This is a genomic window from Archangium sp. (genome assembly GCF_036389735.1).
Classification (GTDB): Bacteria; Myxococcota; Myxococcia; order Myxococcales; family Myxococcaceae; genus Archangium.
Genome location: NZ_DASVWK010000672.1, coordinates 1 through 22,339 on the forward strand (window position 1 = coordinate 1; position 22,339 = coordinate 22,339).

At 69.4% G+C, this 22,339-nt stretch carries 19 protein-coding genes; 10 read left to right on the forward strand and 9 right to left on the reverse strand.

The features are described from left to right. Both VF794_RS23555 and greA read right to left on the reverse strand, forming a co-directional pair. Nucleotides 1-2,185 (reverse strand): ATP-dependent DNA helicase RecG (locus tag VF794_RS23555; protein WP_331114049.1); only part of this gene is annotated, 2,185 nt, incomplete at its 3' end. Between the two features lie 90 nt (nt 2,186-2,275). Further along, the gene (gene greA, locus VF794_RS23560) at nt 2,276-2,788 is read right to left on the reverse strand and encodes a transcription elongation factor GreA (RefSeq protein WP_331114051.1); all 513 of its coding nucleotides are present in this window, start codon (nt 2,786-2,788) and stop codon (nt 2,276-2,278) included. 194 nt (nt 2,789-2,982) lie between these two features. Between greA and VF794_RS23565 the strand changes: the two genes are divergently transcribed. Continuing rightward, nucleotides 2,983-3,483, forward strand: coding sequence for an FHA domain-containing protein (locus VF794_RS23565; RefSeq protein ID WP_331114054.1), 501 nt, complete (start codon nt 2,983-2,985; stop codon nt 3,481-3,483). 22 nt (nt 3,484-3,505) lie between these two features. On the opposite strand, the gene VF794_RS23570 is transcribed toward VF794_RS23565, so the two are convergent. The 5 genes from VF794_RS23570 to mutL all read right to left on the reverse strand — a co-directional run bounded on the left by VF794_RS23570 (nt 3,506) and on the right by mutL (nt 8,159). Next, nucleotides 3,506-4,015 carry a hypothetical protein gene (locus tag VF794_RS23570; protein WP_331114056.1) on the reverse strand — a complete coding sequence of 170 codons (510 nt, stop codon included), beginning with the start codon at nt 4,013-4,015 and terminating at the stop codon, nt 3,506-3,508. 139 nt (nt 4,016-4,154) lie between these two features. Further along, the gene (locus VF794_RS23575; protein ID WP_331114058.1) at nt 4,155-5,171 is read right to left on the reverse strand and encodes a tetratricopeptide repeat protein; all 1,017 of its coding nucleotides are present in this window, start codon (nt 5,169-5,171) and stop codon (nt 4,155-4,157) included. Between the two features lie 186 nt (nt 5,172-5,357). Continuing rightward, nucleotides 5,358-6,044 carry a hypothetical protein gene (locus VF794_RS23580; protein ID WP_331114060.1) on the reverse strand — a complete coding sequence of 229 codons (687 nt, stop codon included), beginning with the start codon at nt 6,042-6,044 and terminating at the stop codon, nt 5,358-5,360. 3 nt (nt 6,045-6,047) lie between these two features. Then, nucleotides 6,048-6,203, reverse strand: coding sequence for a hypothetical protein (locus VF794_RS23585; protein WP_331114061.1), 156 nt, complete (start codon nt 6,201-6,203; stop codon nt 6,048-6,050). Between the two features lie 72 nt (nt 6,204-6,275). Beyond that, nucleotides 6,276-8,159 (reverse strand): DNA mismatch repair endonuclease MutL, encoded by a 1,884-nt coding sequence (gene mutL / locus VF794_RS23590; protein ID WP_331114063.1) that lies wholly within the window; start codon nt 8,157-8,159, stop codon nt 6,276-6,278. Nucleotides 8,160-8,260: 101 nt separating this feature from the next. On the opposite strand from mutL, the gene VF794_RS23595 reads away from it, so the two are divergent. The 5 genes from VF794_RS23595 to VF794_RS23615 all read left to right on the forward strand — a co-directional run bounded on the left by VF794_RS23595 (nt 8,261) and on the right by VF794_RS23615 (nt 13,547). Further along, nucleotides 8,261-9,223 carry an NAD-dependent epimerase/dehydratase family protein gene (locus VF794_RS23595; RefSeq protein ID WP_331114065.1) on the forward strand — a complete coding sequence of 321 codons (963 nt, stop codon included), beginning with the start codon at nt 8,261-8,263 and terminating at the stop codon, nt 9,221-9,223. A 2-nt stretch (nt 9,224-9,225) separates the two neighbouring features. Beyond that, on the forward strand, nt 9,226-10,896 hold the full coding sequence (locus tag VF794_RS23600; RefSeq protein ID WP_331114067.1) for a lysophospholipid acyltransferase family protein: 1,671 nt from the start codon (nt 9,226-9,228) through the stop codon (nt 10,894-10,896). 111 nt (nt 10,897-11,007) lie between these two features. After that, a complete protein-coding gene (locus tag VF794_RS23605) occupies nt 11,008-11,172 on the forward strand; it encodes a DUF5953 family protein (protein WP_331114069.1) in 165 nt (54 codons plus the stop codon). Between the two features lie 714 nt (nt 11,173-11,886). Next, on the forward strand, nt 11,887-13,029 hold the full coding sequence (locus tag VF794_RS23610) for a hypothetical protein (RefSeq protein ID WP_331114071.1): 1,143 nt from the start codon (nt 11,887-11,889) through the stop codon (nt 13,027-13,029). A 62-nt stretch (nt 13,030-13,091) separates the two neighbouring features. Then, a complete protein-coding gene (locus tag VF794_RS23615) occupies nt 13,092-13,547 on the forward strand; it encodes a hypothetical protein (RefSeq protein ID WP_331114073.1) in 456 nt (151 codons plus the stop codon). Nucleotides 13,548-13,892: 345 nt separating this feature from the next. Here the strand turns inward: VF794_RS23615 and VF794_RS23620 are convergent, their stop codons facing one another. After that, nucleotides 13,893-14,126, reverse strand: coding sequence for a hypothetical protein (locus tag VF794_RS23620; protein WP_331114074.1), 234 nt, complete (start codon nt 14,124-14,126; stop codon nt 13,893-13,895). Between the two features lie 418 nt (nt 14,127-14,544). On the opposite strand from VF794_RS23620, the gene VF794_RS23625 reads away from it, so the two are divergent. From VF794_RS23625 to VF794_RS23635, 3 genes are all read left to right on the forward strand, one after another. After that, the gene (locus tag VF794_RS23625; protein ID WP_331114076.1) at nt 14,545-17,682 is read left to right on the forward strand and encodes a serine/threonine-protein kinase; all 3,138 of its coding nucleotides are present in this window, start codon (nt 14,545-14,547) and stop codon (nt 17,680-17,682) included. Further along, nucleotides 17,679-18,560 (forward strand): sigma factor-like helix-turn-helix DNA-binding protein, encoded by an 882-nt coding sequence (locus tag VF794_RS23630; protein WP_331114078.1) that lies wholly within the window; start codon nt 17,679-17,681, stop codon nt 18,558-18,560. Before VF794_RS23625 ends, VF794_RS23630 begins: the two co-directional genes overlap by 4 nt. 171 nt (nt 18,561-18,731) lie before the next feature. After that, nucleotides 18,732-20,012, forward strand: coding sequence for a matrixin family metalloprotease (locus VF794_RS23635; protein WP_331114082.1), 1,281 nt, complete (start codon nt 18,732-18,734; stop codon nt 20,010-20,012). 323 nt (nt 20,013-20,335) lie between these two features. Here the strand turns inward: VF794_RS23635 and VF794_RS23640 are convergent, their stop codons facing one another. Continuing rightward, nucleotides 20,336-21,214, reverse strand: a complete 879-nt coding sequence (locus tag VF794_RS23640; RefSeq protein WP_331114080.1) for a GGDEF domain-containing protein — start codon at nt 21,212-21,214, stop codon at nt 20,336-20,338. An 850-nt stretch (nt 21,215-22,064) separates the two neighbouring features. Between VF794_RS23640 and infC the strand changes: the two genes are divergently transcribed. Next, nucleotides 22,065-22,339: translation initiation factor IF-3 (gene infC, locus VF794_RS23645; RefSeq protein ID WP_331114084.1), on the forward strand; the 275-nt coding region annotated here is incomplete at its 3' end.

Below are 22,339 nucleotides of genomic sequence, written 5' to 3' on the forward strand. Positions count from 1 at the left end.
GGAAGGCATCCATCACCAGGTCCTTCTCCTCGGGCTTCATCCGCCCGTGGAGCAGGCCCACCTCCACGCCCGGGAACACCTGCCGCAGCTTGTCCGCCCCGCGCGTGGCGTCCTCCAGGTCCAGCTTCTCCGACTCCTCCACCAGCGGGTACACCACGTAGGCCTGGTGGCCCTTCTGCACCTCGGACGCCACCGACTCGTACACGCGCGCCCGCTGCTTGTCGTTGAAGACGCGCGTCTTCACCGGCGTGCGGCCCGGCGGCAGCTCGTCGATGACGGACACGTCCAGGTCCCCGTACAGCGTCATCGCCAGCGTGCGCGGAATGGGCGTCGCCGTCATCACCAGCACGTCCGGGAACACGCCCTTGCTCATCAGCGTTTGCCGCTGGAGCACGCCGAAGCGGTGCTGCTCGTCGATCACCACGAAGCCCAGCTTCTCGAAGGCCACGCCCTCCTGGATGAGCGCGTGCGTGCCCACCGCGAGGTGGATCTCCCCGCGCGCCACCGCCTCGCGCACCTCGCGCTTGCGCTTCGCCGTCCCCGCCGCACTCAGCAGCCCCACCTTGTAGCCCAGGGGCTCCAGCAGCTTGCGGAACGTGCGCTCGTGCTGCTCGGCGAGGAGCTCCGTGGGCGCCATCACCGCCACCTGGTAGCCGTCCTGCAACGCCACCAGCGACGCCACCACCGCCACCGCCGTCTTCCCCGAGCCCACGTCGCCCTGCACCAGCCGGTTCATCGGCTCGGGGCGGCCCATGTCCTGGGCCACCTCGCCAATCACCTTCTTCTGCGCGCCCGTGAGTTCGAAGGGCAGCGCCCCGCGCGCCTTGTCCAGCCGTGGCGCCGACACGTCGAAGGTGATGCCCTTCTCCGCCTTCACCCCCTGGCGCTTCAGCCCCATGCCGAGCTGGAGGAAGAACAGCTCGTCGAACGCCAACCTCCGGTGCGCCGGGCTCAAGTGCTTGTCCAGCATCTCCGGATCCGCGTCCCCCGCTGGGAAGTGGATGGCCCGCAGCGCCTCCGGCAGCGTCATCAGCCCCAGCTTCCCGCGCAGGCTCTCCGGCAGCGGCTCCTCCAGGTGGCTCGCGTAGGACTCGCTCACCACCGAGGCCAGCTCCCGGAACATCCGCTGGTCTCCCCGCTCGAAGCCCGGGTACACCGGGACGATCCGGTTGAAGTGGATGGAGGAGCCCTCGAGGTCCTCCGCCGGTTCGATCTCCGGGTGCGCCATCTCGCGCCCCGACAGCGACGCGCGCACCTCGCCGGACAGCACCAGCCGCTTGCCCACCGGGAAGCGCTGCTTCAGCCACGGGCCCGCGTTGAAGTACGTCGCCGCGATGCTCCCCGAGCGATCCGCCACCACCGCCCGGAATTGGCGCTTGCCCGTCCGGCCCGGCACGAAGTCCGCCATCTTCACTTCGCCCACCGTCACGCCCCGCTCCCCGGGCATGAGCTCGGCGATCGTCTGGAGCTTGCGCCGGTCCTCGTAGCAGCGCGGCAGCAGGAACAGGATGTCCCCCACCCGCCTCAGGCCCTTCTTGTTCAGCGCCGCCAGCAGTCTCGGGCCCAGCTTCTTGCCCATCGTCTTCAGCGGAATGGCCAGCGGCCCCGAGCGCGGTGCGATCGACAGCAGCTTCGCCTCCGCCCTCGACTCCTCCTGGCCCTTCGCCACCCGCTTCTTGCGCTTCCCCGGCCTGGCCTCGGGCTCGGGCTTCGCACGGGGAGCGGGGGCCTTGGGCACGGCCAGTGCCTGGGGCATGGCCGGTGCCTGGGGCATGGCCGCCGTCTTCGTTCCCGGCGGCGGCGGGAGGGGAGCCTCGGACTTCCACGTGGGGACCCGGTCGGGTGCGCTGGGGCGAGCCAGCCCCGGGGCCGCGGTGGGGGTGTTCGTGACCACCTGGGCCAGCTCCGCCGGGAGGGGGACTCCGCTCAGCTTCAGGCCCGCCAGCACCCTGCGCAGGGCCGCCTTGCGGCGATCCAACGTCGGATCATCCACGTGTGGCAGCGCCGAGCGCAGGTGCTTCAGCGCCTCCGCGTCCACCCCCGTCGCCCCCGCCAGCGCGCGCTCCAACACACTCCGAAGGTCCTTCACCGTCGACAGATGGGCGAAGTCACTCCGGCAGGCATATTTCAGAGGTCCAACGAGGCTGGCGAGCGGGTGGTTCACGGACGGATCCAAACGCTTCATCCTAAGGCCCCTTGCCCATATCGCCACCAGAACGACACGGGGGAGCGAGCTGATGCCCGCCCCCCCGCTCGGCTGCTCTCGCAGTGGGACTCAGCTCTCCGGCTGCGCCTCGTCCTGGGGATCCTCGAAGCGGATCTCCTGGACCTCGAACTCGCGCACGCCGCCCGGGCTCTGCACGGTGGCGATGTCCCCCACCTTCTTGCCGATCAGCGCGCGCGCCACCGGCGAGGTCACCGCGATCCACCGCTTCTTCAGATCCGCCTCCAGCTCGCCCACGATGCGGTAGCTGACCGGCTTGTCCGTCTCCACGTCCGTCAGGTTCACGGTGGCGCCGAACACGACCTTGTCCCCACCCAGCTTGCTCGTGTCGATCACCTCGGCCCGGGCAATCCAGTCGTTGAGGTCCAGGATGCGACCCTCGATGTGGGACTGCTTCTCCTTGGCCGCGTGATACTCGGCGTTCTCGCGCAGGTCCCCGTGGGCGCGCGCCACTTCGATCTCCCTGGAGATCTTCCCGCGCTCGACGGTCTGAAGGTGCTTCAGCTCCGCCTTCAGCTTCCGCAGACCCGAGGGGGTCATCGGAATGTTCCCGCTCCCGCTCATCGACACTGCTCCTTCCCACGGCAAAAGGTGAACGCTGGGGCCCACTGCCTCCACCTCACGATGGCGGCGGCCGGGCCGAAAGGGAAACTGTAGGAGACGTTTGATTGCCCGGTCAACGAAACCCGCTCTTCGCACAAGCGACGGCACGGCCTCCGCACGCCCGGCGCGCTGGACTTCTGGCATGCTGCCGCGCCGTGCTGTCCATCCAGGAAATCCGCGCCCTCGGCGCGTCCCTGCCCCGTGAGGCCTTCCGCCGTCAGCTCGGCCCCTTCGTCCTCATCCAGCGTCCCCCCGGCCGTTCCACGGAGGTGCTCGCCCCCACCCGCGTGGCCTCGCCCGAGGCCATCGAGCGCGGCATGGCCTCGCTCCTCTTCGAGTTCGAGGACCTGCTCATCACCACCCTCCCTCCGCTGGCGCGCGTGGAGGAGCTCGCCGTGGGCCGGCTGCCCGACTGCGAGCTGGTGCTCGACGACGCCTCCGTGTCCAAGCGCCACGCCGTGCTGCGCTGGCTCCAGTCCGAGCGCCGCTGCTCCGTGCGCGACCTCGGCTCCACCAACGGCACCTTCCTCAACGCGCACTCGCTCGGCACGCGCGAGGCCACGCTGAACGATGGGGACATCCTCAGCTTCGGCAATGTTCAGTTCTGGTACTTGCTGACGGACACGCTGCACACCCGGCTCGGGGGCAGGAAGTAGCCAAGAAGGGGCCTGGCGCTGCTCAGAACCGGCCCGCCGCCTCGTTCTTGCGGGCCGTGGAGAAGGCCCCGTGCAGCGCGTCCACCACGCTGCCCACCTCGCCCGCGTACTGCACCGCGTGGATGGTGTAGAGGTCCGCCACCTTCTCCAATTGGAGGTACACCTCCTTGAGGTCCACCCGGTCCCTCGAGCCCAGCGCGCACTGCGCCTCGCGCTCGCGCAGCCGCTGGAACCACGTGGTGCGGAAGTCCATCCACTGCCGGTCCACCTTGCTGGCCGGCGTGGTGCGCACCAGTCGCTCCCGCTCGGACTCGAGCCGTGACCACAGCTCGTCCGCCGCGTCGAGGCACTCCCGGTAGGACAGCACCGGCTCCGACAGGGGCTTCTTCTCGGGCGTCATCGCCGCCACCGAGCGCGTCACGCTGATGGTGATGGCCAGGCAGAAGGCCACCACCACGGCGATGTAGAGCCCGTAGGCGGCGGCTCGGAAGGGGCGGTAGCGGGGATCTTTCCGGGGATCGGGCTCGGACACGGGGCCCGTCTTACGACCGTGAGCCCCCCATGGCAACGTCCAGGCACCGTCCAGCCCACAAAACGACGAAGGGCCCGGGCACGGATGGCCCAGGCCCTTCTGGCTCGACCCTCCCCCGGAGGGAGAGGGAGGAGTGGGACTAGTGAGGCGCGGGCGCCGCCGTGGCGGGCTGCGCCGGGGCCGGAGCCGCCGGGGCCGGAGCCGCCGCGGGCTGAGCCGCCGGAGCCGGAGCCGCCGCCTGGGCCGTCGCGTCCCCACCCTGCATCAGCCGCCGCACCGTCGCGAGGCGACCGCGGAACTGCGGGATGAACTCGCTGGCCGGATGCTGGGTGACGCCGTCGTTCACCGTCTGCACGGCCTTATCGTACTGGTTGGTCTCCTGGTACGACTGCGCCAGGAGCAGCATCGCGTAGTCGCGGTTCTTGGCCTTCTTGTCGCTCTCGACGAAGCGCACCAGCAGCGGCACCGCCTGGTCGTGCTTCTTCTCCATGTTGTAGGCCACGCCCAGGAAGAACGAGGCGTCCAGGAGCTGCTCGGCCGGCGGGTTCATCGCCACGAAGCGCGAGATCTCCGAGATGGTCGACTTCATGTCGTTGCGGCGGAAGGCGGCCTTGCCGCGCTCGAAGGCCGCGTCGCCGATCTCCCGGCGCAGCTGCACCGCCTTGTCGGTGAGCGCCTGGCGCTCCAGGGCCGTCAGCTTGGAGGTGTCCAGCTTCACCAGCTCGTCCACGCCCTTGAGCCGCTCGTCACCCGGCAGCGTCGTCATCAGCCGGAAGACGTCGGCCGCCGCGCGCTGGGCGTTCTGCGATGCCGTCGCCTCGCCACGCTGCTTGTCGAGCTGAGACGTCAGCTCGGCCACCGTCTTCTCCAGCCGCTCGCGCTCGGCGCCGGCCGTGGAGGTCTTCGCCGAGCTCACCATCACCGCACCGGCCACGCACAGCGCCGCGAAGATGGCATACGCCACGCCCGAGGAGATGAACTGCCGCTTCTGGAGATCCTCGTGACGCTTGCCGATGGCCTTCACTTCGGCGTGGAGGTTCTTCAGCAGGCTGTCCGTCTTGATCACGAGGTTGCGGGCCTCGATGACCTCCTTACGGATCTCGCTCAGTTCCTTGGAGTTGTTGCCTTGCTCCGGCTTCGTCTCAGCAGCAGCCATGGACATCTTCCTGTTGGGCCCGGAAAGGATTTCGGCCTCTTCGCGCATCGGTAGGGGCTCCCATCGTGCGGGTTCTTGGACTCGTCACACCCGTCGTGTGTCGGCCCCAGGAACAGGCCCCATGCTCCGAAGAATTTCCGGTACATCCTTCGAAGGCAGGGGGCCAGACGAGCGTCCCTTCCCCAGCTAGTGGAGTCCGCCAAACGGCCGGGAGGGGTCCGGCGGCAGCATGTACGTCACCCCCAACGCGAACCAGTTGCCGCCCGCGTTGTACGAGGCGAGCTGCTCGAACTCCGGTCTGGTGTTGAAGGCGCTCTGGCCCCGCACGAAGGCCAAGCGGTATTCGGCGGTGAGTCCCCAACGCGGCGAGAAGCGGAAGGTGGCCCCCACGGTGCCCGCCCAGGCCTGGGTGAAGACTTCCTTCTGCTGGACGCCCTCGGCCCGCGAGAGGGCCAGCGTGGGGCCCGTCTGGAGGCCCACGAAGGGCACCACGCCCTCGGGGGTCAGCACATCCAGCAGCGTCTGGAAGCGCACGCCTACGAGTGCGCCGTAGGTGATGTTGGTGAGCGTGGGTGCCCCCGTCAGCCGGAGCTGCTCGCCCGTGGCGAAGAGATCGATCCCCAGCTCGATGAGGTCCGTCACCCCGTAGGCGAAGGAGCCGGCCAGGAAGGGACCGCCAATCGAGGCGGGGGCGCGCTGCGCGCCCTGGAAGGCCGGCAGTGCGTAGAAGCTGTCGTAGAAGGTGGCGTTGGAGGACAGCCGCCAGCCGCCCTGGACGGAGATGCGCCCCACCCCATTGAGCGACGCGAGCTCCTCCTGGGCGGAGGCGCTTCCAGCGGCGAGGAGCAAGGCGAGCGAGACGAGACGGCGCATCGGTCAGGAGTCCTTCAGGCGCAGCGCGATTTCGAGGAACGTGGTCCGGCGACGGAGCAGCGTGGCGAGGACGCAGCGCACCACGCACCCCGCACCGAACTCCCGCCGGACGAGTCCCAGGTTGGCCAGCACATCCCACAGGGTGATCATGCCGCGCATTCGCTGCTCCTCGCGTCGGTCCGCCCCCGTGCTACAGGGTGGAGGCGAACCGTAGCAGCGACGCTTGGAGGGTCAAATTTTAGGGCCGGGAGGCCGCAGCGCGCGCCGCTCCAGCTCCAGCAGCGGCATCTCGAGCACCACCACGGTGCCGTGGATGCAGGAGGGGTGGAAGTCGGCCGCGTCCAGCTCGCCGAGCAGCGCCCGGAGCTTGCCGTCGCTGAGCTGGCCCTCGGCATGGCGCGCGGCGTGGCAGGCCAGCACGCGGAGGGCCTCGGCCAGGGACACCGCGTCCAGCGCCGAGCCGGGCGGTGGCAGGGCCCGGGCGAGCGCCTCCAAGAGGGCCCGGGCATCCGCCCCCACCAGCGGAGGCGGTACCGCCTTGAGGGCCAGCGTCGTGCCGCCGAAGGGCTCCACCTCCAGGCCCAGCCGGGCGAGCGCCTCGCGTCCCTCCACCAGGGCCTTGGCCACCGACACCGACAGCTCCACCGTGGCGCCGAAGAGCGTGGGCACCGGCGGCTTCTCCTGCTCCAGCGCCCGCTGGAAGGTCATCAGCCGCGCCCGCTCCAGGGCCGCGTGCGCGTCCAACACCACCAGCGTGCCGCCGGGCCCCTCGCACACCTGGAAGCGCTCGCCCAGCACGCCCATGGGGCGCAGCGCGCCGAAGTAGCCCGGCGGTGGGGCCTCGTTGAGCTGCGGCAGGGCCTGACCGAAGCCCAGCGAGCGCCCCGGCGGCGGGGGCTGCGTGGGGGAGAAGGCGGAGCCGGGCGCGGAGGGCCCGGACGCGGGGGGGAAAGGCAGGGACGTCGGGGCGCCGGGCCCGGGGGCGTCCTGGGTGCCCGGGAGCGGCAGCGGCGCGCCCCACGTGGCCTCCTGCGCGCGGGTGAGGAAGCGCTCCACCGCCATGGCGTAGTGGGCGGCCTGACGCGGCTGCTCGAAGGCGGGGCCGTCCTTGCCCCCCAGCCAGGGCGCGGCCCGGAGCGCGCGGACGAGGGCGGCGTTCACCGCGTCCCCCACCCCCTTGGCGTCCGAGAAGCGCACCTCCAGCTTCTGCGGGTGCACGTTCACGTCCACCGCCCTCGGGTCCATGTCGATGAACAGCACCACCACCGGCTGCCGGCCCGCGGCGAGGAATTCCTGGAAGGCGCGCTGGATGGCGCTGTTGAGGCCCCGGTCCCGGATGTAGCGGCGGTTGACGAAGGTGTAGATGCCACGCGCGTTGGGCAGCGTGTACTCGGGCGAGGCGATGTGGCCGGTGACCGTCACCCCCAGCCGGCGCTCCTCCACCGGCACCAGGTGCGGGTGCACCCCCGGCCCCAGCGCGGCGGCGATGCGCTCGCGCGGGTCTCCGGGGCTCGCCGGGCTGGTGAAGAGCTGCTGGCCCCCGTGCTCCACGAAGAAGGCCACGTCCGGGTGCGCCAGCGCGAGCCGGATGACGGCCTCCTCCGCGTGCTGGAGCTCGGTGGACTCCCGGCGCATGAACTTGCGCCGCGCCGGGGTGTTGTAGAAGAGGTCCTCCACGGTAATCACCGTGCCCACCCGGGGCGGGGCCTCCTCCAGCACCGGCTCGCTCCCGCCCTCCACCACCACCCGCGTGCCCACCTCGGCGTTGGGCTCGGCCGTGTGCATCGTGAAGCGCGACACCGAGGCGATGGCCGGCAGCGCCTCGCCCCGGAAGCCCTTGGTGTTGATGGTGAACAGATCGTCCAACTGGCGCAGCTTGCTGGTGGCGTGGCGCGCCAGACACAGGCGGGCGTCCTCGCGGCCCATGCCGTGCCCGTCATCCGAGATGGTGATGCGCCCCAGGCCCCCCTTCTCCAGGGCCACGCGCACGGTGTGGGAGCCGGCGTCGATGGAGTTCTCCACCAGCTCCTTCACGACGGAGGCGGGGCGCTCGACCACCTCGCCGGCGGCGATCTTGTTGATGAGGGCGTCACTGAGCAGGGCGATACGTGCCATGGGAGGTCACATCATGCGCAGGACCCGGGAAGTTGGCCAGGAATCCTGACGCATCGCGGCTGACAAGCGTACGGTATCTGAGCTATCACGCGCACTCCCTCATGGAAGCGACACAGGCGAGCAAGGGGGGTCTGCGCGTCGCGGTGACTGGCGCGGCCGGGGATCTGGGCCGGCTGCTGCTGCCACTGTTGGAGCGTGACCCCGACGTGGAGAGCATCCTGGTCCTGGACGTGGCCAAGCCCGCCGGAGACAAGGTGGACTTCCATCGCGTGGACCTCACGCGGCACGACGCCGAGAGCGAGCTGTCCGACGCGCTCGCCGAGCTGCCCGTGGACATCTTCTACCACCTGGCCTTCCTGCACGGGCCGGTGCGAGACGGCTCGCTGGCGCACGAGCTGGAGGTCATCGGCACGATGAGCGTGCTGAGCGCGGTGGGGCGGGCGCGGGTGCCGCGGCTGATCGTCCCCTCGCTGACAGCCCTGTATGGGGCGCGAGGCCAGCACCCCGCCCTGCTGGGCGAGGAGACGCCGCTGGCGGGCTGCCCCGGCAGCCGCTTCGTCACCGACAAGGTCGAGGTGGAGAAGCAGGTGCGCGCCTTCCGCGAGCGGCATCCGGAGACGCGGGTCATCGTGCTGCGCTTCGCGCCCATGTTCGGACCGAACATGAACAACCCGGCCACGCGGATGCTGTCGTACCGGGTGGTGCCCACGCTGTTCGGGTTCGATCCGCTCTGGCAGGCCCTCCACGAGGAGGACGCCGCCCGAGCGCTGTACCAGGCCCTCAGCGCCAACGCGGAGGGCGAGTTCAACATCGTGGGCCGGGGAGTGCTGCCGCTGTCGGGGCTCATCCGGCAGGCGGGCGCGCAGCCGCTCCCCCTGCCCGGACCGCTCTACCGTGCGGCCCTGAAGACGGTGACGTCGCTGGGGGGGCCGGGATTCCCCACGGCACTGCTCGACTACATGCATTACGGATGGGTCGCGAACGGCGAGCGCGCGGAAGAAGAGCTCGGCTTCATTCCCATGTTCCACGCCCGGGACGCCGTGGCGGCGATGCGGAGGAGTTGATCATGGCCACCAAGGGTGTGCTCGGAAACGATCCCTTCCAGCGAGGCGCCGCGCAGCGTCCCGCGGACCCCAAGGCAGCGGAAACGGCGCCCGCCCCGGAGCCAAAGAAGGCCACGCCGGCCAAGGCCGCGAAGAAGGCCGCGCCGACCAGGACAGCGAAGAAGGCCGCCGCGCCCAGGCGGAAGCCCGCCACCAAGGCCGCCGCCGAGAAGACGGCGCCGAAGCACCCCGCTCCGAAGCCAGCGGCGGGTGCGCGTGCGAAGAAGGCGGCGGCCCCCCGGGTCGAGACCAAGAAGACGCCGGCCCCCCAGCAAAAGCCCGCCGCGCCCGAGGCGGAGGTGCGCGTGTCGTACGAGGCGATCCTCGCCACGGCCGTGGCGGTGGGAGCCCCCACCGAGCCCACCGAGGTTCGGGAGCCGGTCCGGCCCGAGACGCCGGAAGAGCCGAAGCTGTCCGCGGAGGAAGAGGAGTTGCTGGAGGAGGCGGCGGAGACCCTCGCGGCGGCGGATGCGCTCCACGAGTTGGAGGAGACGCTCGGCGAGGCACTGCCCACCGGGCCGGTCGACGTGCCCGGGTTCGAGGACGAGGCGACGGCCCGGGTGACGGAGACGGTGGTGGTGGAGGTGCTGGACGCGAGCCAGGACGAGCACGCCCCGAGCAGTGAGGCCGAGGAGCTGCAGGAGGCCCGCATCGAGGTGGAGGTGGAGGCCGCCCTGGCCCCTGCCCTGCCCGCGAGCAGCCACCGGGAGGTCTTCTTCACCTCGGACTCACCCGGGGCCGAGCCGCGCCGGCTCGGGGACCGGTTCTCGGGGCTGCTGTCGCTGGCGAAGGACATGGCGTTCCAGGCGCTGGCGAGCGAGCGGTTCGGCAAGACGGTGGGCTCGGCGCAGGGGCTGTTGAACGCGGCGCTCACGGGCATTGGGGTGGGCGGCGGCACGGCCATCGACGAGTACGGCAAGGACGCGGCGCTCGGCGGAGTGATGCAGCCGGTGGTGGACTTCCTGTACGAGCGCTACTGGCGGGTATCGGTGCAGGGGGCGAGCCACGTGCCGGCGGGGCCGGTGCTGCTGGTAGCGAACCACTCGGGGGCACTGCCCTTCGATGGGCCGGTGCTCCAGCAGGCGCTCTCGCGGGAGCGGCCGGATCTTCAGGAGGCCCGTTGGCTGGCGGAGGACCAGGTCTTCCACGCGCCGATGCTGGGCACGCTGATGAACCGGCTGGGCGCGGTGCGGGCCTGCCCGGAGAACGCGCTGCGGCTGCTGGACGAATTGCGCCCGGTCATCGTCTTCCCTGAGGGCATCCAGGGGTTGAGCAAACCGTTCGCGCAGCGCTACCAGCTCAAGCGCTTCGGCCGGGGCGGCTTCGTGAAGCTGGCGCTGCGCACGGGCGCGCCCATCATTCCGGTGGCCATTGTCGGAGCGGAGGAGACGGCACCGCTGTTCGGGAAGATTCCAGCCAGCTTCCTGGGCATTTCCTACCTGCCGCTGACGCCGCCGCCGCTGCCGGCACGGTGGACCATCCGCTTCGGTGACCCCATCAGCATGGGCGAGCTGCCGCCGGAGGCCGCCGAGGACATGTCCCAGGTGCAACGGCTCACCGAACGCACCCGCGAGTCCATCCAGGGAATGCTCCAGGCGCTGCTCAAGGAACGCCGCTCCGTCTTCACGGGCTGAGCGCGTCATTGCCCCGAGGCGCTGAGGATCGCCAACCTCCAGAGAGCGGCGGCGCTGCCCTGGAGGGGTTCCGCCACGGGGCTGCCAGTGCTCAAGTTCCCCAGAGCGCTTGTGCTCTCCAGAGATTCCCCATCGCTGGGGTGGCTGAACTATTGGTCCGCTGCTACCGCACGGGTCATCGGGCGCCCAGACCCTCCACACGACGCGGACCTACTGTCGCGCTCACGTTGTACCGCGACGGGCGGGTGGATTCGGCTCAAGGACGCGCCGCTATAGCTTCCCGGAGATTGGCGGGCGCTCCACCCCTTGATGATCCCCATCGCTTGAATGAGTAGAGGCGGCGGGAATCGAACCTGCCGCTTGGCACTCCCAGAGCGGGCTTGGTGGAGTTTCGTGGGAGCTTAGCGGTAGTACGTTATACGTCGAGGGGGGTCTTGACTCACAAGAGAGTGCGCTGCAGGCTGGCCGGTTGCATCGCATTAGGAGGGCATATGGCTCGTTCAGAGACCGCCATCCAAAAAATGTACTGCCAGCACAAATTCCCGCTGGCCAGATGCCTTCAATGCGCGACCCCGACCCAGTGCGTTCATGGCTTTTCAAGCAACTGCTTGTTGTGCGCCATGCGGGGTAGCAGCTTGGCGACACAGCAGGTGACGCGTGGCAATGCGAGCAGTCATCAGGCGAGCCGCTCTGCGGCATCCGGGCGGAAGAAGTACCCATGGATCGGCAAGATCATTCCCTCGAGCGCGGGGCTAAGAAGGAAACCCTCGAAGTCCGCAAAAACCGACGCTGACCCGACGAGGGACACCGAGGTGACCGTGACGGGCGCGAGCGGGGGATGGCTGCATGTCCAAGTCACCGTCAATGGCAAAGCCCTCACGGGGTATATCTCGCAAGAGTTGGTCCGCTACGTACGCCCCGTCGAACTGTCGCTGCGAGAGGCCCTGGTGCTCCTCAAGCGGGCCGAGACCCAGAAAAAAACCAGGGGGGGTGAACTACAAGCCGTCACAAGATGAAGGTGGGTGGATCTCCCTGGCAGCTGGCGTGGTCAATGGCATCGGTAAGTACACGGTCAACGAGACGACCTACACGGTTTCATTCAAGAGCAGCAAGGACAGGATCAAGATCGATACAATCGAGGACTTCATCCTGTTCGTCGAAGAGGTCGAACGGCAGTACCCGACTGACGGGCCCGGCACGATCGCGACCGAAATCCGGCAGGTCTGGTTTTCTGACGGGAACTGGGAAGTGCTCAGCGCGGGGATGGGGGTCGAGAGCGGCGGGGTGCTCGTAGACATCGAGACCAAGCCCAACCCGCTCGCTCTCAAGTTCGACATGGGTGACCTGTCTCCTAGCAAAGCAGAGCTGGCTGCCGGGAAGAAGAACAAGCGGCTCGCCACGGCCATGGGAACCGTGGACATTTCTCATGTGATCGCTGGGCTCGACACGCGTCTGAATGGCTTTCCATCGGCCTATCCCGCAGCTCATCTCAAGAAGCGTAATCACGACGACGACGAGGCCAAGCTCAAGTACAAGACGCTCAAGGCCGCCAGCGGCGGCAACTCGCGCGACTTCGGCACCTGGTCGGGTGACCTCGGTCAAGCCTATGCTGAGTTCCTAGTGGCGCACTATGTCAAGAATGAGAAGAAGACGCTGGTTCAGGCTGCTCGCGACAGTGCTGACGATGAAGCGCTGCTTGCAGACATCCACGGATACATCGCCACGGATGTTTGGAGTTCGGTCCCCGCATCGGAGAGCCCGACTGGCGAGGAGAAAAAGGTCTCAAGCATCCTGCGAGACATGTATCTCGTGAGCGTCGACAAAAGCAAGAAGGGGGCCCGCTACCAGACATTCTTCGAGCAGGCCGCGGGTAAGAAAGCCTCCGAGCTACAAGCCTTCATCACCGACCGGTCGCTGGCGTTTGCTAGGCCTTGGTTCGCCAAGAAGGCGGCTGAGCACCGAGGCTTCTGGGGCAACCTGGGCAACGGATGGAGCAAGCAGGACATTCTGGACAAGACCATGGTCGAGTTCGACACCACGCACGCGAAGCATGTGGCGACTGGTAGTGCGGCAAATCAGCTCGATACTCTCGTGAAGGCCCTGCTGAAGAAACTCTCTGACGAACTCAAATGATCCGGCGGTGGGCAATCACGTTCTTTTTGGGGGGGATCTTGGCCGGAGCGCTAGCGCTCGCGATGGGCCTGATTGCGAGTTCGCGGCGTGATCCAGACACAGTGGAATGGGGGAAAGCCGCCTTCTGGGTGAAGCGTCGTGAACTGGCGCAGGTGGTGGCCTTCGATTTCGTGCGGCGCGGCGACGGGGCCGTGGTGGCAACGGTCGCCGGGAGCACCGACCTCATCTGCGAGCCTCCGCACCTGATGGTCCTCAATGTTGATCAAGATCAAGAGCCGGAGGTGTACTTCACAACTTGTGACGAGAGCGGTTTCGTCGACTATCAGGATGCAGGGGATCTTGTCGTTGTGGAACTCGGTGAGCAGGAGGCTGCCCAACTGAAGGCGACTGACTCGTTCTGGTTCCACGAGGTTCAGAACGGTGGCTGGGATCTGCTCTTCTGGGGAGGACTCGGCGTCGTCATGAGCCTCATCGGACTTGGCACGACCGTCTGGTTCTCTCGTCACGCACGCAATTGAAGTGGCCCTCTGTGGCTACCGCTCGAAGAAGGAGACCTGCTCCCCCAAGCCAAGGGGTGCACGCGATACTGGAGCACCTGGGGTTTAGGCTTGCCCCGGTTACGTGGCTCGCCCGCACTTCGTGTGGTTCTGCGGCAGCGAGCAGGCGAGCCTCGCTCTTGCGGCTATCGGTCTGCGCCCAGGATTCACACAAACTGCGGGAGAGCCACGAAATCGGGGCAGGCTCAAACACCTCCCGGGGCTGAGGCATCCCCTCATATCTAAATGAGGCCGAAAGCTTCGCGGAAGACGGGTTGCTCGCAGACGAGTTGGGCGAAGCGCTCAATGAGCGGATACAACTCGATTTCACGCATCATGGGCAAGGTTCACCCCGTGCTTGCCCTTCTTGCCCCGCGCCACCGCGAGGGCCTGCCCAATGGCGTAAACCGAGAGACTGGCGGCATGGATGACGCCTAGAGTGGCCAGGCAGAGCGAAAGCACCCGCTTGGCGTGAAGGTCTTCCGCGAAAGGGCCGGAAAGGAATTCATGGACCTGCTGCTCGTTGATTGCTGGAGTACCCACTTCTCCAGTAACGTCCATGACCCTACTGCTCGAACCAAGCAGCCAGCCAACCCCGTCCTGGCCTGCTTTTCTATATGAGGGGATGCCTCAGCCTCCAAACATCAGATGTCAGCAAGCGCGTTCTTTACCTTGATAATATTAAATTGGGCAATGAGAGCGCCACTCTTGACGAAATGACCTCCGGATCACCCTGACTGGCGCCGGTAGGCGCTGTCGTCTCGTTCGACAGAACCTCCTCCACAGCGTGCCCCGCCCTCTGGCTACCAGACGGGGGTCATCCTGTCCGCGGCGAGTGGACGGTGGCTGGAAGAGGCGAGCCCGCCGCCTGAGGCAGCGGCGAGGGCGGAGCGGAAGAAGGAGCGGACACCGCGATTGGACTCACCGAGTCTTCCGGTGAAGCGCGTTTACCGGCTTATACTGCCTTCCGGTAACGCTCATGACTCCGTGTCCCGACGAGAACGAGTTGCTGGAGTGGGAGCAGGGGCGCCTGTCCACGGAGGCCATGGCCCGGCTGGAGGCCCACCTGGATGGGTGCGCGACCTGCTGCGCGGTGGTGGCAGGACTCAGGGGTGAGGAGTCCCTGCCCGCGGAGGGCCTGAACCCCCTGGCGCCGCTCGGGCCGGGCGGTACGCCGGGGCCCGGGGCGCGCGTGGGGCGCTACGTGCTGCTGCGCCGCGTGGGCGAGGGGGGCATGGGGGTCGTCTTCGCCGCGTATGACCCGGACCTGGACCGGGAGGTGGCGCTCAAGCTGCTCAAGCCCGGGGCAGTGGCGGACGCGGAGGCGCGCGGGCGGCTGGTGCGCGAGGCCCAGGCGCTGGCCCGGTTGTCCCACCCGAACGTCGTCATCGTGCATGACGTGGGCCAGGACGACGACACCGTCTTCCTCGCCATGGAGCTGGTGCGGGGGCGGACGCTGCGCCACTGGCTGGCGGAGGCGCCGAGGCCGTGGCGCGAGGTGCTCTCGCGCTTCCTCCAGGCGGGCCACGGGCTGGCCGCCGCGCATGCGGTGGGGCTGGTGCACCGCGACTTCAAACCGGACAACGTGCTGCTGGGGGACGACGGCCAGGTGCGCGTCACCGACTTCGGCCTCGCGCGCGCGGAGCCCTCGCCCCTGGCCCCACCGGAGCCGTGGGCCCGGGAGGACCCCGCCCGGGAGGCCCCGTCGCCGGGAGGTGACACCCTCACCGGCGTCCAGCTGGGCACGCCCGCGTACATGTCCCCGGAGCAGTGGCGGGGCCTTCGCGCGGACGCGCGCAGCGACCAGTTCAGCTTCTGCGTCGCGCTGTACGAGGCCCTCTTCGGCCAGCGGCCCTTCGCGGGTGACACGGCGGAGGAGCGCGTCCGGGCCCTGCGCGAGGGACGGGTGACGCCGCCGCCCCGCGGCTCGCGCGTGCCCGGCGCCGTGCGCGACGCCGTGCTGCGCGGCCTGGCCGCCGAGCCGGCCTCGCGCCACCCTTCCCTGGACGCGCTTCTCGCCCGGCTCGAATCCGGCTCGCGCGTGCGCCGCTGGCACTGGGCGGCGGCGCTGGCCACGGGCGTGGCGGCCATCGCCGCCGCGGGCTTCGGCCTGGCACGGGAGAACACCGCGCGGGTGTGCACCGGCTTCGAGGCCCGGCTGGAGGGCACCTGGGACGCGGCGCGCCGGGCCCGGCTGGAGCAGCGTTTCCGTCAGGGCGGGCCGCCGGCTTCCGGGGACGCCTTCGAGTCCACCGCGCGGGCACTGGACGCCTATGCCCAGGCGCTGGTGGCCCAGGAGCGGCAGTCCTGCGAGGACACACGCGTGCGGCAGGCGCAGTCCGAGCGGCTGATGGACCTGCGCGCCGCGTGCCTGGATGGCCGGCGCCAGGCGTTGCACGTCCTGGTGGAGCTGCTGGAGGGGGGCGAGCGGGAGGCGCTCCCTCGGGCGCCCGAAGCCGCGCGGCAGCTCCCCTCCCTGGCCGCGTGCGCGGACCGGGACGCGCTCGCCCGCGTGGACCCGCTGCCGGAAGCCCCGGAGGCCCGGCGGGAGCTGGCGGCGCTGCGCCGGGAGCTGGACGGGCTGCGTGCGCAGGGCGTGGCCGGCTTCCATGAGCGCGCGCGGCCCCGGCTGGAAGAAGTGGTGGCGGCATTGCGGCGGCTGGGGCACCGGCCCACGCTGGCGGGGGCCCTGCTCCTGCTGGGCGAGCTGCGGGGCACCGCCGGGAGCTTCGTCGCGGCGCGCGAGGCGCTGGAGGAGGCGGTGCGCGTGGCGGAGGCCGGGCACGACGACGAGACGGCCGCGCGGGCGTGGAACCGCCTCCTCTATACGGAAGTCCAGGGCATGGGCCTGGTGAAGGAGGCCCAGCGCACCGCGCGCATGGCGGAGGCGGCTCTGGAACGACTGGGGCCCGAAGCCTCCCTGGAGGTGGCCGCGGAACTGCACCGTGTCCGCGGCAGCCTCGGCTACCGGCAGGGCGAGTACGCGCGCGCACTCACGGACGCCAGCGAGGCCCTGGCCCTGCTGGAGCGGGCGCGCGGGCCACGGGACGTGGCGCTCGCCGACGTCTTGACCGGCATGGGCATGGCCCTCAACGCGATGGGGCGCTACGCGGAGGCGGAACAGCACTATGCGCGCGCCCTGGCGCTGGTGGAGGCGGTGTACGGACAGGAGCACCAGCTGCGCGCGGCGCACCTCAGCAACGTGGCCACCGCGCTGCGGCTCCAGGGGAAGGTGGCCGAGGCCGTGGCACGCTACGGTGAGGCGCTCGCGCTGGCCGAGCGCCACCTCGGGGCGGAGCACTCGAGCACCAGCGTGATCCGGGTGAACCTGGGCGACGCGCTCTCGCGACAGGGCCAGCTAACGGAGGCGCTGCCCCACTACGAGCGCGCCCTGGCCAGCCTGCGCAAGGGAGGGGACGGCGAGCAGCTGCGGGTGGCCAACGTGCTGCTGAGCCTGGGCAATGCACGGGTGGACCTGGGACAGCTTCCTCAGGCGGAGGCGGCCTACCGCGAGGCGCTCGCGCTCCAGGAGGCGCGGCTCGGACCCCGACACCCGGACGTGGCCCTGTCGCGCAACAACCTGGGCTCGGTGGCGCTGGACGCGGGCCGCCTGCACGACGCGCGCGCCCACTACGAGGCGGCACGCGAGCTGTGGGAGGCCACGCTCGGCCCCGGACACCCGAAGGTGGCCAGCGCGCTGTACAACCTGGGGCACGTGGAGCTGCGCCTGCGCAGGGTGCGCCCGGCGCTCGCCTACCTGCGGCGGGCGCTGGAGGTGCGCGAGAAGGCGCTCGGGGCGGAGCACCCCCGGGTGGCGCAGACACTCGGGCTGCTGGGCGAAGCGCTGGTGGAGGGCGGCCAGCCGCACGAGGCCCGCGAGCCGCTGGAGCGGGCGGTGGCGCTCTCCACGCGGGTGGAGCTGGCCCCGCCCGAGCTGGCCCGGGCACGCTTCGCGCTCGCGCGCGTCCTCTGGCGGTCGCACGGGGAGCGGCCCCGGGCGCTCTCCCTGGCGCGGGAGGCCCAGGCGGCCTACGCACGGAGCGCGCCTGCCTACGCGCCCCGCGCGCGCGAGGTACAGTCCTGGCTGTCCGCCCACGACGGTGGAGGTGGTCCGTGACGTCCGAGCACACCGAGTCCTTCCTGTCGCGGGCGCCGCACGCGCTCGTCCCGGCGCTGCGGGCGCTTCCCGGCCTGGAGGAAGCGCTCGCGGGGCTGGTACGGCAGGCGCGCGAGGCGTGGCCGGAGGTGGACATGGACGCGGGGGCCTTCCTGGCGCACGTGGCGGAGCGGCTGCCCTCCACGAGCGAGGCCCGCGAGGTGCTCGCGAACCTGCGCGCGGCGGATTTCTTCCTCGCCTTCGCCTGCGTGCGGGGGGAGGCGCGGGCGCTCGACGCACTCGACGCGCACGTGCTGTCCCAGGTGGGGACGTGGCTGCCGCGCGAGCAGCCCGCCCTCGTGGACGAGCTCCGGCAGCTGTTGCGCCAGCGGCTGCTGGTCCCCGTGGACGGGGCCCCGCCCAAGCTGGCCTCCTATTCCGGGCGCGGTCCGCTGGGGCCGTGGGTGCGGGCGGTGGCGCTGCGGCTCCACATCGACTGGCAGCGTGCCGCGCCACGCGAGCTGCCCATGGAAGCGGCCCCGGTGGCGCTGGCGGAACGGCTGGGCGCGGACCCCGAGCTGGCCTTCATCCGCGAGCGGCACCAGGAGGACTTCCGCGTGGCCTTCCGTGCCGCGCTGGGCCGGTTGGAGGCCCGGGAGCGCAACCTGCTGCGGCTGCACCACGTGCACGGCCAGTCCATGGACGCGGTGAGCGCCACGTACCAGGCGCCCCGCTCCACCGTGGCGCGCTGGATTGCCCGCGCCCGTGAGCGGCTGCTGACGCTTACCCGCGAGGAGCTGACGGCGCGGCTGGGGCTGACACCCGACGAGTTGGACAGCATGCTGCGCCTCGTGCACAGCCAGCTCGACGTCAGCCTGCGCCAGCTCATGACGGACTGACGGGGCCGCGGGGCTGCGCCGCGAGCACCTTTTTCCGCCGTGGCTGGCCCGGCACTTTTTTTCGGCTCCGCGTGGGACGCGCGCCACGTTTCTCCGTCTTTACGGAGAAGTGTCGATGTCCCAATCGACGCTGGCGCAGGACGCCAGCGTCCCCCCGCGGAGAAAATCGTGATGAAGAAATATACGCGTTCCTGGGTCGTGCCCTTCGCGCTGATGGGCGTGGTGGGATGCACCAACACCGGGGCCGATGAATCGAAGGAGCCCGCTTCGACGGACGCTCAAGTGACGGCGTGGGTGCCCGGGAAGCCGCTGCCCGCCCACGCGCACGCCGAAGGAACGGCGCACACGCTCGAGGTCGACTGGGTCCGCCACGATGGTTCGATCGAGGAGTTGACCGACCACTCGGCTTTGATTGTCGGCGGCCGGGTGGAGGCCACGCGCTTCGACATCATCCGCACCTGGGCGCAGTCCAAGCTGGAGGGGCAGCCCTCCGGAGAGGCGAGCGGCATCTACGACGACCTTCCGGTCACCATCGCGACCGTGAGGATCGACGACCTCGCGCGCTCCTCGCCGGAGCTCAAGAGCGCCGCGGGCGGTGTGATGGCGCAGGGCGCCACCGTGGACGTCGTGTTCCCCGGCGGCCTGCTCTCCGACGGATGCACGCTCACGCCCCAGGACAACCCGCTGCCGAAGGTGGGCGAGCAGGCGGTCCTCTTCCTCACGCCGCAAGGGGGCACCGCGCCCCTCGCCACGCGCACCACGACGGGTGTCTACTCCTTGACCGGTGGACCGTTGGGGCGAGTCCTGGTGAAGGACGGCGTCATCCAGGGCGCGGGCTCGACGCGTCAGGCCACCGGGCTCGGCACGCACGTAGGCGCGCCGGTCACCGCGCTGCTCGACCGGGTCGAGGCCCGCGCGAAGGCCGTCCAGTACATGGGCCCCGACACGCGCGAGGAGCCCCTGTTCAAGGCGGGCCCCGACAGCGGCGTGACCGCCCAGAGCTGGTGCGGGCTCGCACGCTTCGGCTACAAGTGGTGCCGGAAGCCCACGAACGTCACCTTCACGGACTACACGGGCGCGAATTGGCCGGTCGGCGACGCCATGAACGCGTGGATGTACACGAGCGTCAACAACAGCTTGTATCTCCAGTGGCGTTCCAGCGGCGCCTCCGACGTCATGGTTTACGAGGGCAACTACGGCAGCGCCTGGTACGGGTACGCCACGAACTCCTGGTCGGGCTCCTGCCTGACCGGAAGCACCATCCGGCTGAACAACTATTACTACTCGGGCGCGCACTACGCGAAGACCGTCGCCATCCACGAAGTCGGGCACAGCATCGGCTTCAACCATCACTCGAACTGCAACTCGATCATGTACACGGACCCCACCCAGTGTGCGGCTGCCACCACGTCCTGCGACGCGCAGGCGGCGGCGGAGCTCTATCCGTACTGAGCGGGCTGATCACCGTCTGACCCACGCGCGCCTCCCGGCCCACCGCCGCGGAGGCGCGCACGTTTGGAGGGGCTCAGCCGCTCGCCCCATTGAGCATGGAGAACAGCGAGAACATCATCAAAGCAAAAACGATGGGAGCCAGCTTCCGAACGCGCCTCTTGTCATCCGCCAAAGCACTCATCCCTGGTGATGAATCTTCCCTCCTTGACGAGGCACTCCATCCACTCCACTCCCCCAGATTTCCGTTGCTCTCCGTGGGGGGCTCTCCAGAGCGATGAACGATGGCATCATCTGGCCCCCGCCTTCCGCACTCCCCTGCCCCCTCACCCGCAGACGCGGTTGCGGCCCCCCGCCTTCGCCTCGTACAGCTTGCCGTCCGCCGCTCGCTTCAGGTCCGACAGATCCCGGTGCTCCGCCTTCAGCACGGCCACTCCCAGGGAGATCGTCACCGGAATCACGTTCTTGTCGAACTCGAAGCGCTGCTTCTCCACCAGCTTCCTCGCCTTGTCCGACAGCTTCACCGCCCCCGCCAGGTCCACCTCCGGCAGCAGCAGCCCGAACTCCTCTCCCCCGTACCTCGCGAACACGTCCTCCCGCCGGATCTTCGTGCGCACCGTCGACGCCAGCTGCTTCAGCACGTAGTCCCCCGCCAGGTGCCCGTACCGGTCGTTCACCAGCTTGAAGTGGTCCACGTCGAACATCACCAGCGCCAGGCTCCGCTCGTACCTCCGAGACCTCGAGACCTCCCGCTCCAGCGCCTCCTCGAAGTAGCGCCGGTTGTAGATCTGCGTCAGCCCGTCCATCGTCGTCAGCCGGTAGATCTCATCGTGGTACGCCGCCTCGATGTTCCCCCCGGCGATGAACTTGAAGATCGTCCTGCCGATCTTCACCAGGTCCCCGTTGCTCAGCGCCTTCTCGCCCCGCACCGGCTGGTCGTTCACGAACGTGCCGTTCGTCGACTCGAGGTCCTTGATGAACACCCCTCGCGTCGTGTTCGTGATGCACGCGTGGTTGCGGCTGATGGCCTCCTGGTCCACCTGGATGTCCGCCTTCGACGAGCGGCCAATCAGGATCTCCGCCTTGCCCAGGTCGTGCTTGCGGCCCAGCTCCAGGCCGTAGATCACCACCAGTGCCGCGTCCAGGTTGAGCGGTCGCTCCGAGATCTTCGAGATGACCGTGACGACCGTGTCGTTCTGCGCCATACCCGACAGGACGGTATCACCGGGAAAACCCTGAAGGCCAGCAGGCTCTCCGTCCCATCCCAAGGCACATGGGCGCACATCGGGTGCCGCGCGTGGGTGGCCCGGACCTGGGAGGAGCCATGCGCTCCACCCGCCCGCTCCTCGCAAGTGCCTGCTGCGCGGCGCGAGAAGCGGGGCCCGATCGCTCTCCTCGGAGGAGCTGACGGCCAAGACGCAGGTGATCGCGCGGCAGGTGGAGCGACTGGGGCAGCTCGTGGATGAGTTGCTGGACATCTCCCGCCTCACGGAGGGGCGCCTGTCCTTCCAGCTCGAGAACGTGGATCTGGCGGAGGTGGGGCGGGAGGTGGCGACGCGCTTCCACGAGGAGTTCGTCCTGGCCGGCAGCGCCCTGGTCCTGCACGGACTGGCTCACCCCGTGGTGGGACGGTGGAACCGACTGCGGCTGGAGCAGGTGGTCATCAGCCTGCTGACCAATGCCCTCAAGTATGGCCAGGGCCGGCCCCCAGGTCGGCTCGACCTTCACGGTAGGGCTCCCCCGCCAGCCCACGCGGGAGCCCCCGCCCTTGCCGCACTGAATGGAGTGACTATCCGACACCCCCGGCGGGAGCACGGGCCGGGCGTTATCTCTGGTGTTACAGTCCCCGGTCAGGGAGAGTCCGTCGTAGGCTCCCCCTGCTACCGGGCAAGCGGGCACCTGGAGGCATTCCCGCTCACGGAGGCCTCGTGTCAGGCTCGGGACGTAAGAAAGGCGGGCTGCCTCACATCCTCACCGGGCCCCCCTGTCGTACCGGAGCGGCCTGTCCCACCTTTGGAGGGGACAGGTCTGAAACCCATCTCGAAGGAGCTTCACATCATTCGCGAACAGAGAAGCAGCCGCGGCGGTAGCCGCGACCAGAGAACCAACCGCCGTATCCGCGCTCGCGAGGTCCGAGTCGTGGGCTCGGATGGCGGGCAGCTTGGCGTCATGCCCCTTGAGGCGGCGCTGGATAAGGCCCGGAGCGAGGGCCTGGATCTCGTCGAGATCAGCCCCATGGCCAGTCCACCGGTCTGCAAGATCATGGACTACGGCAAGTTCAAGTACGAGGAGAAGAAGAAGGCCTCGGAATCGCGGCGGGCCCAGGTCAA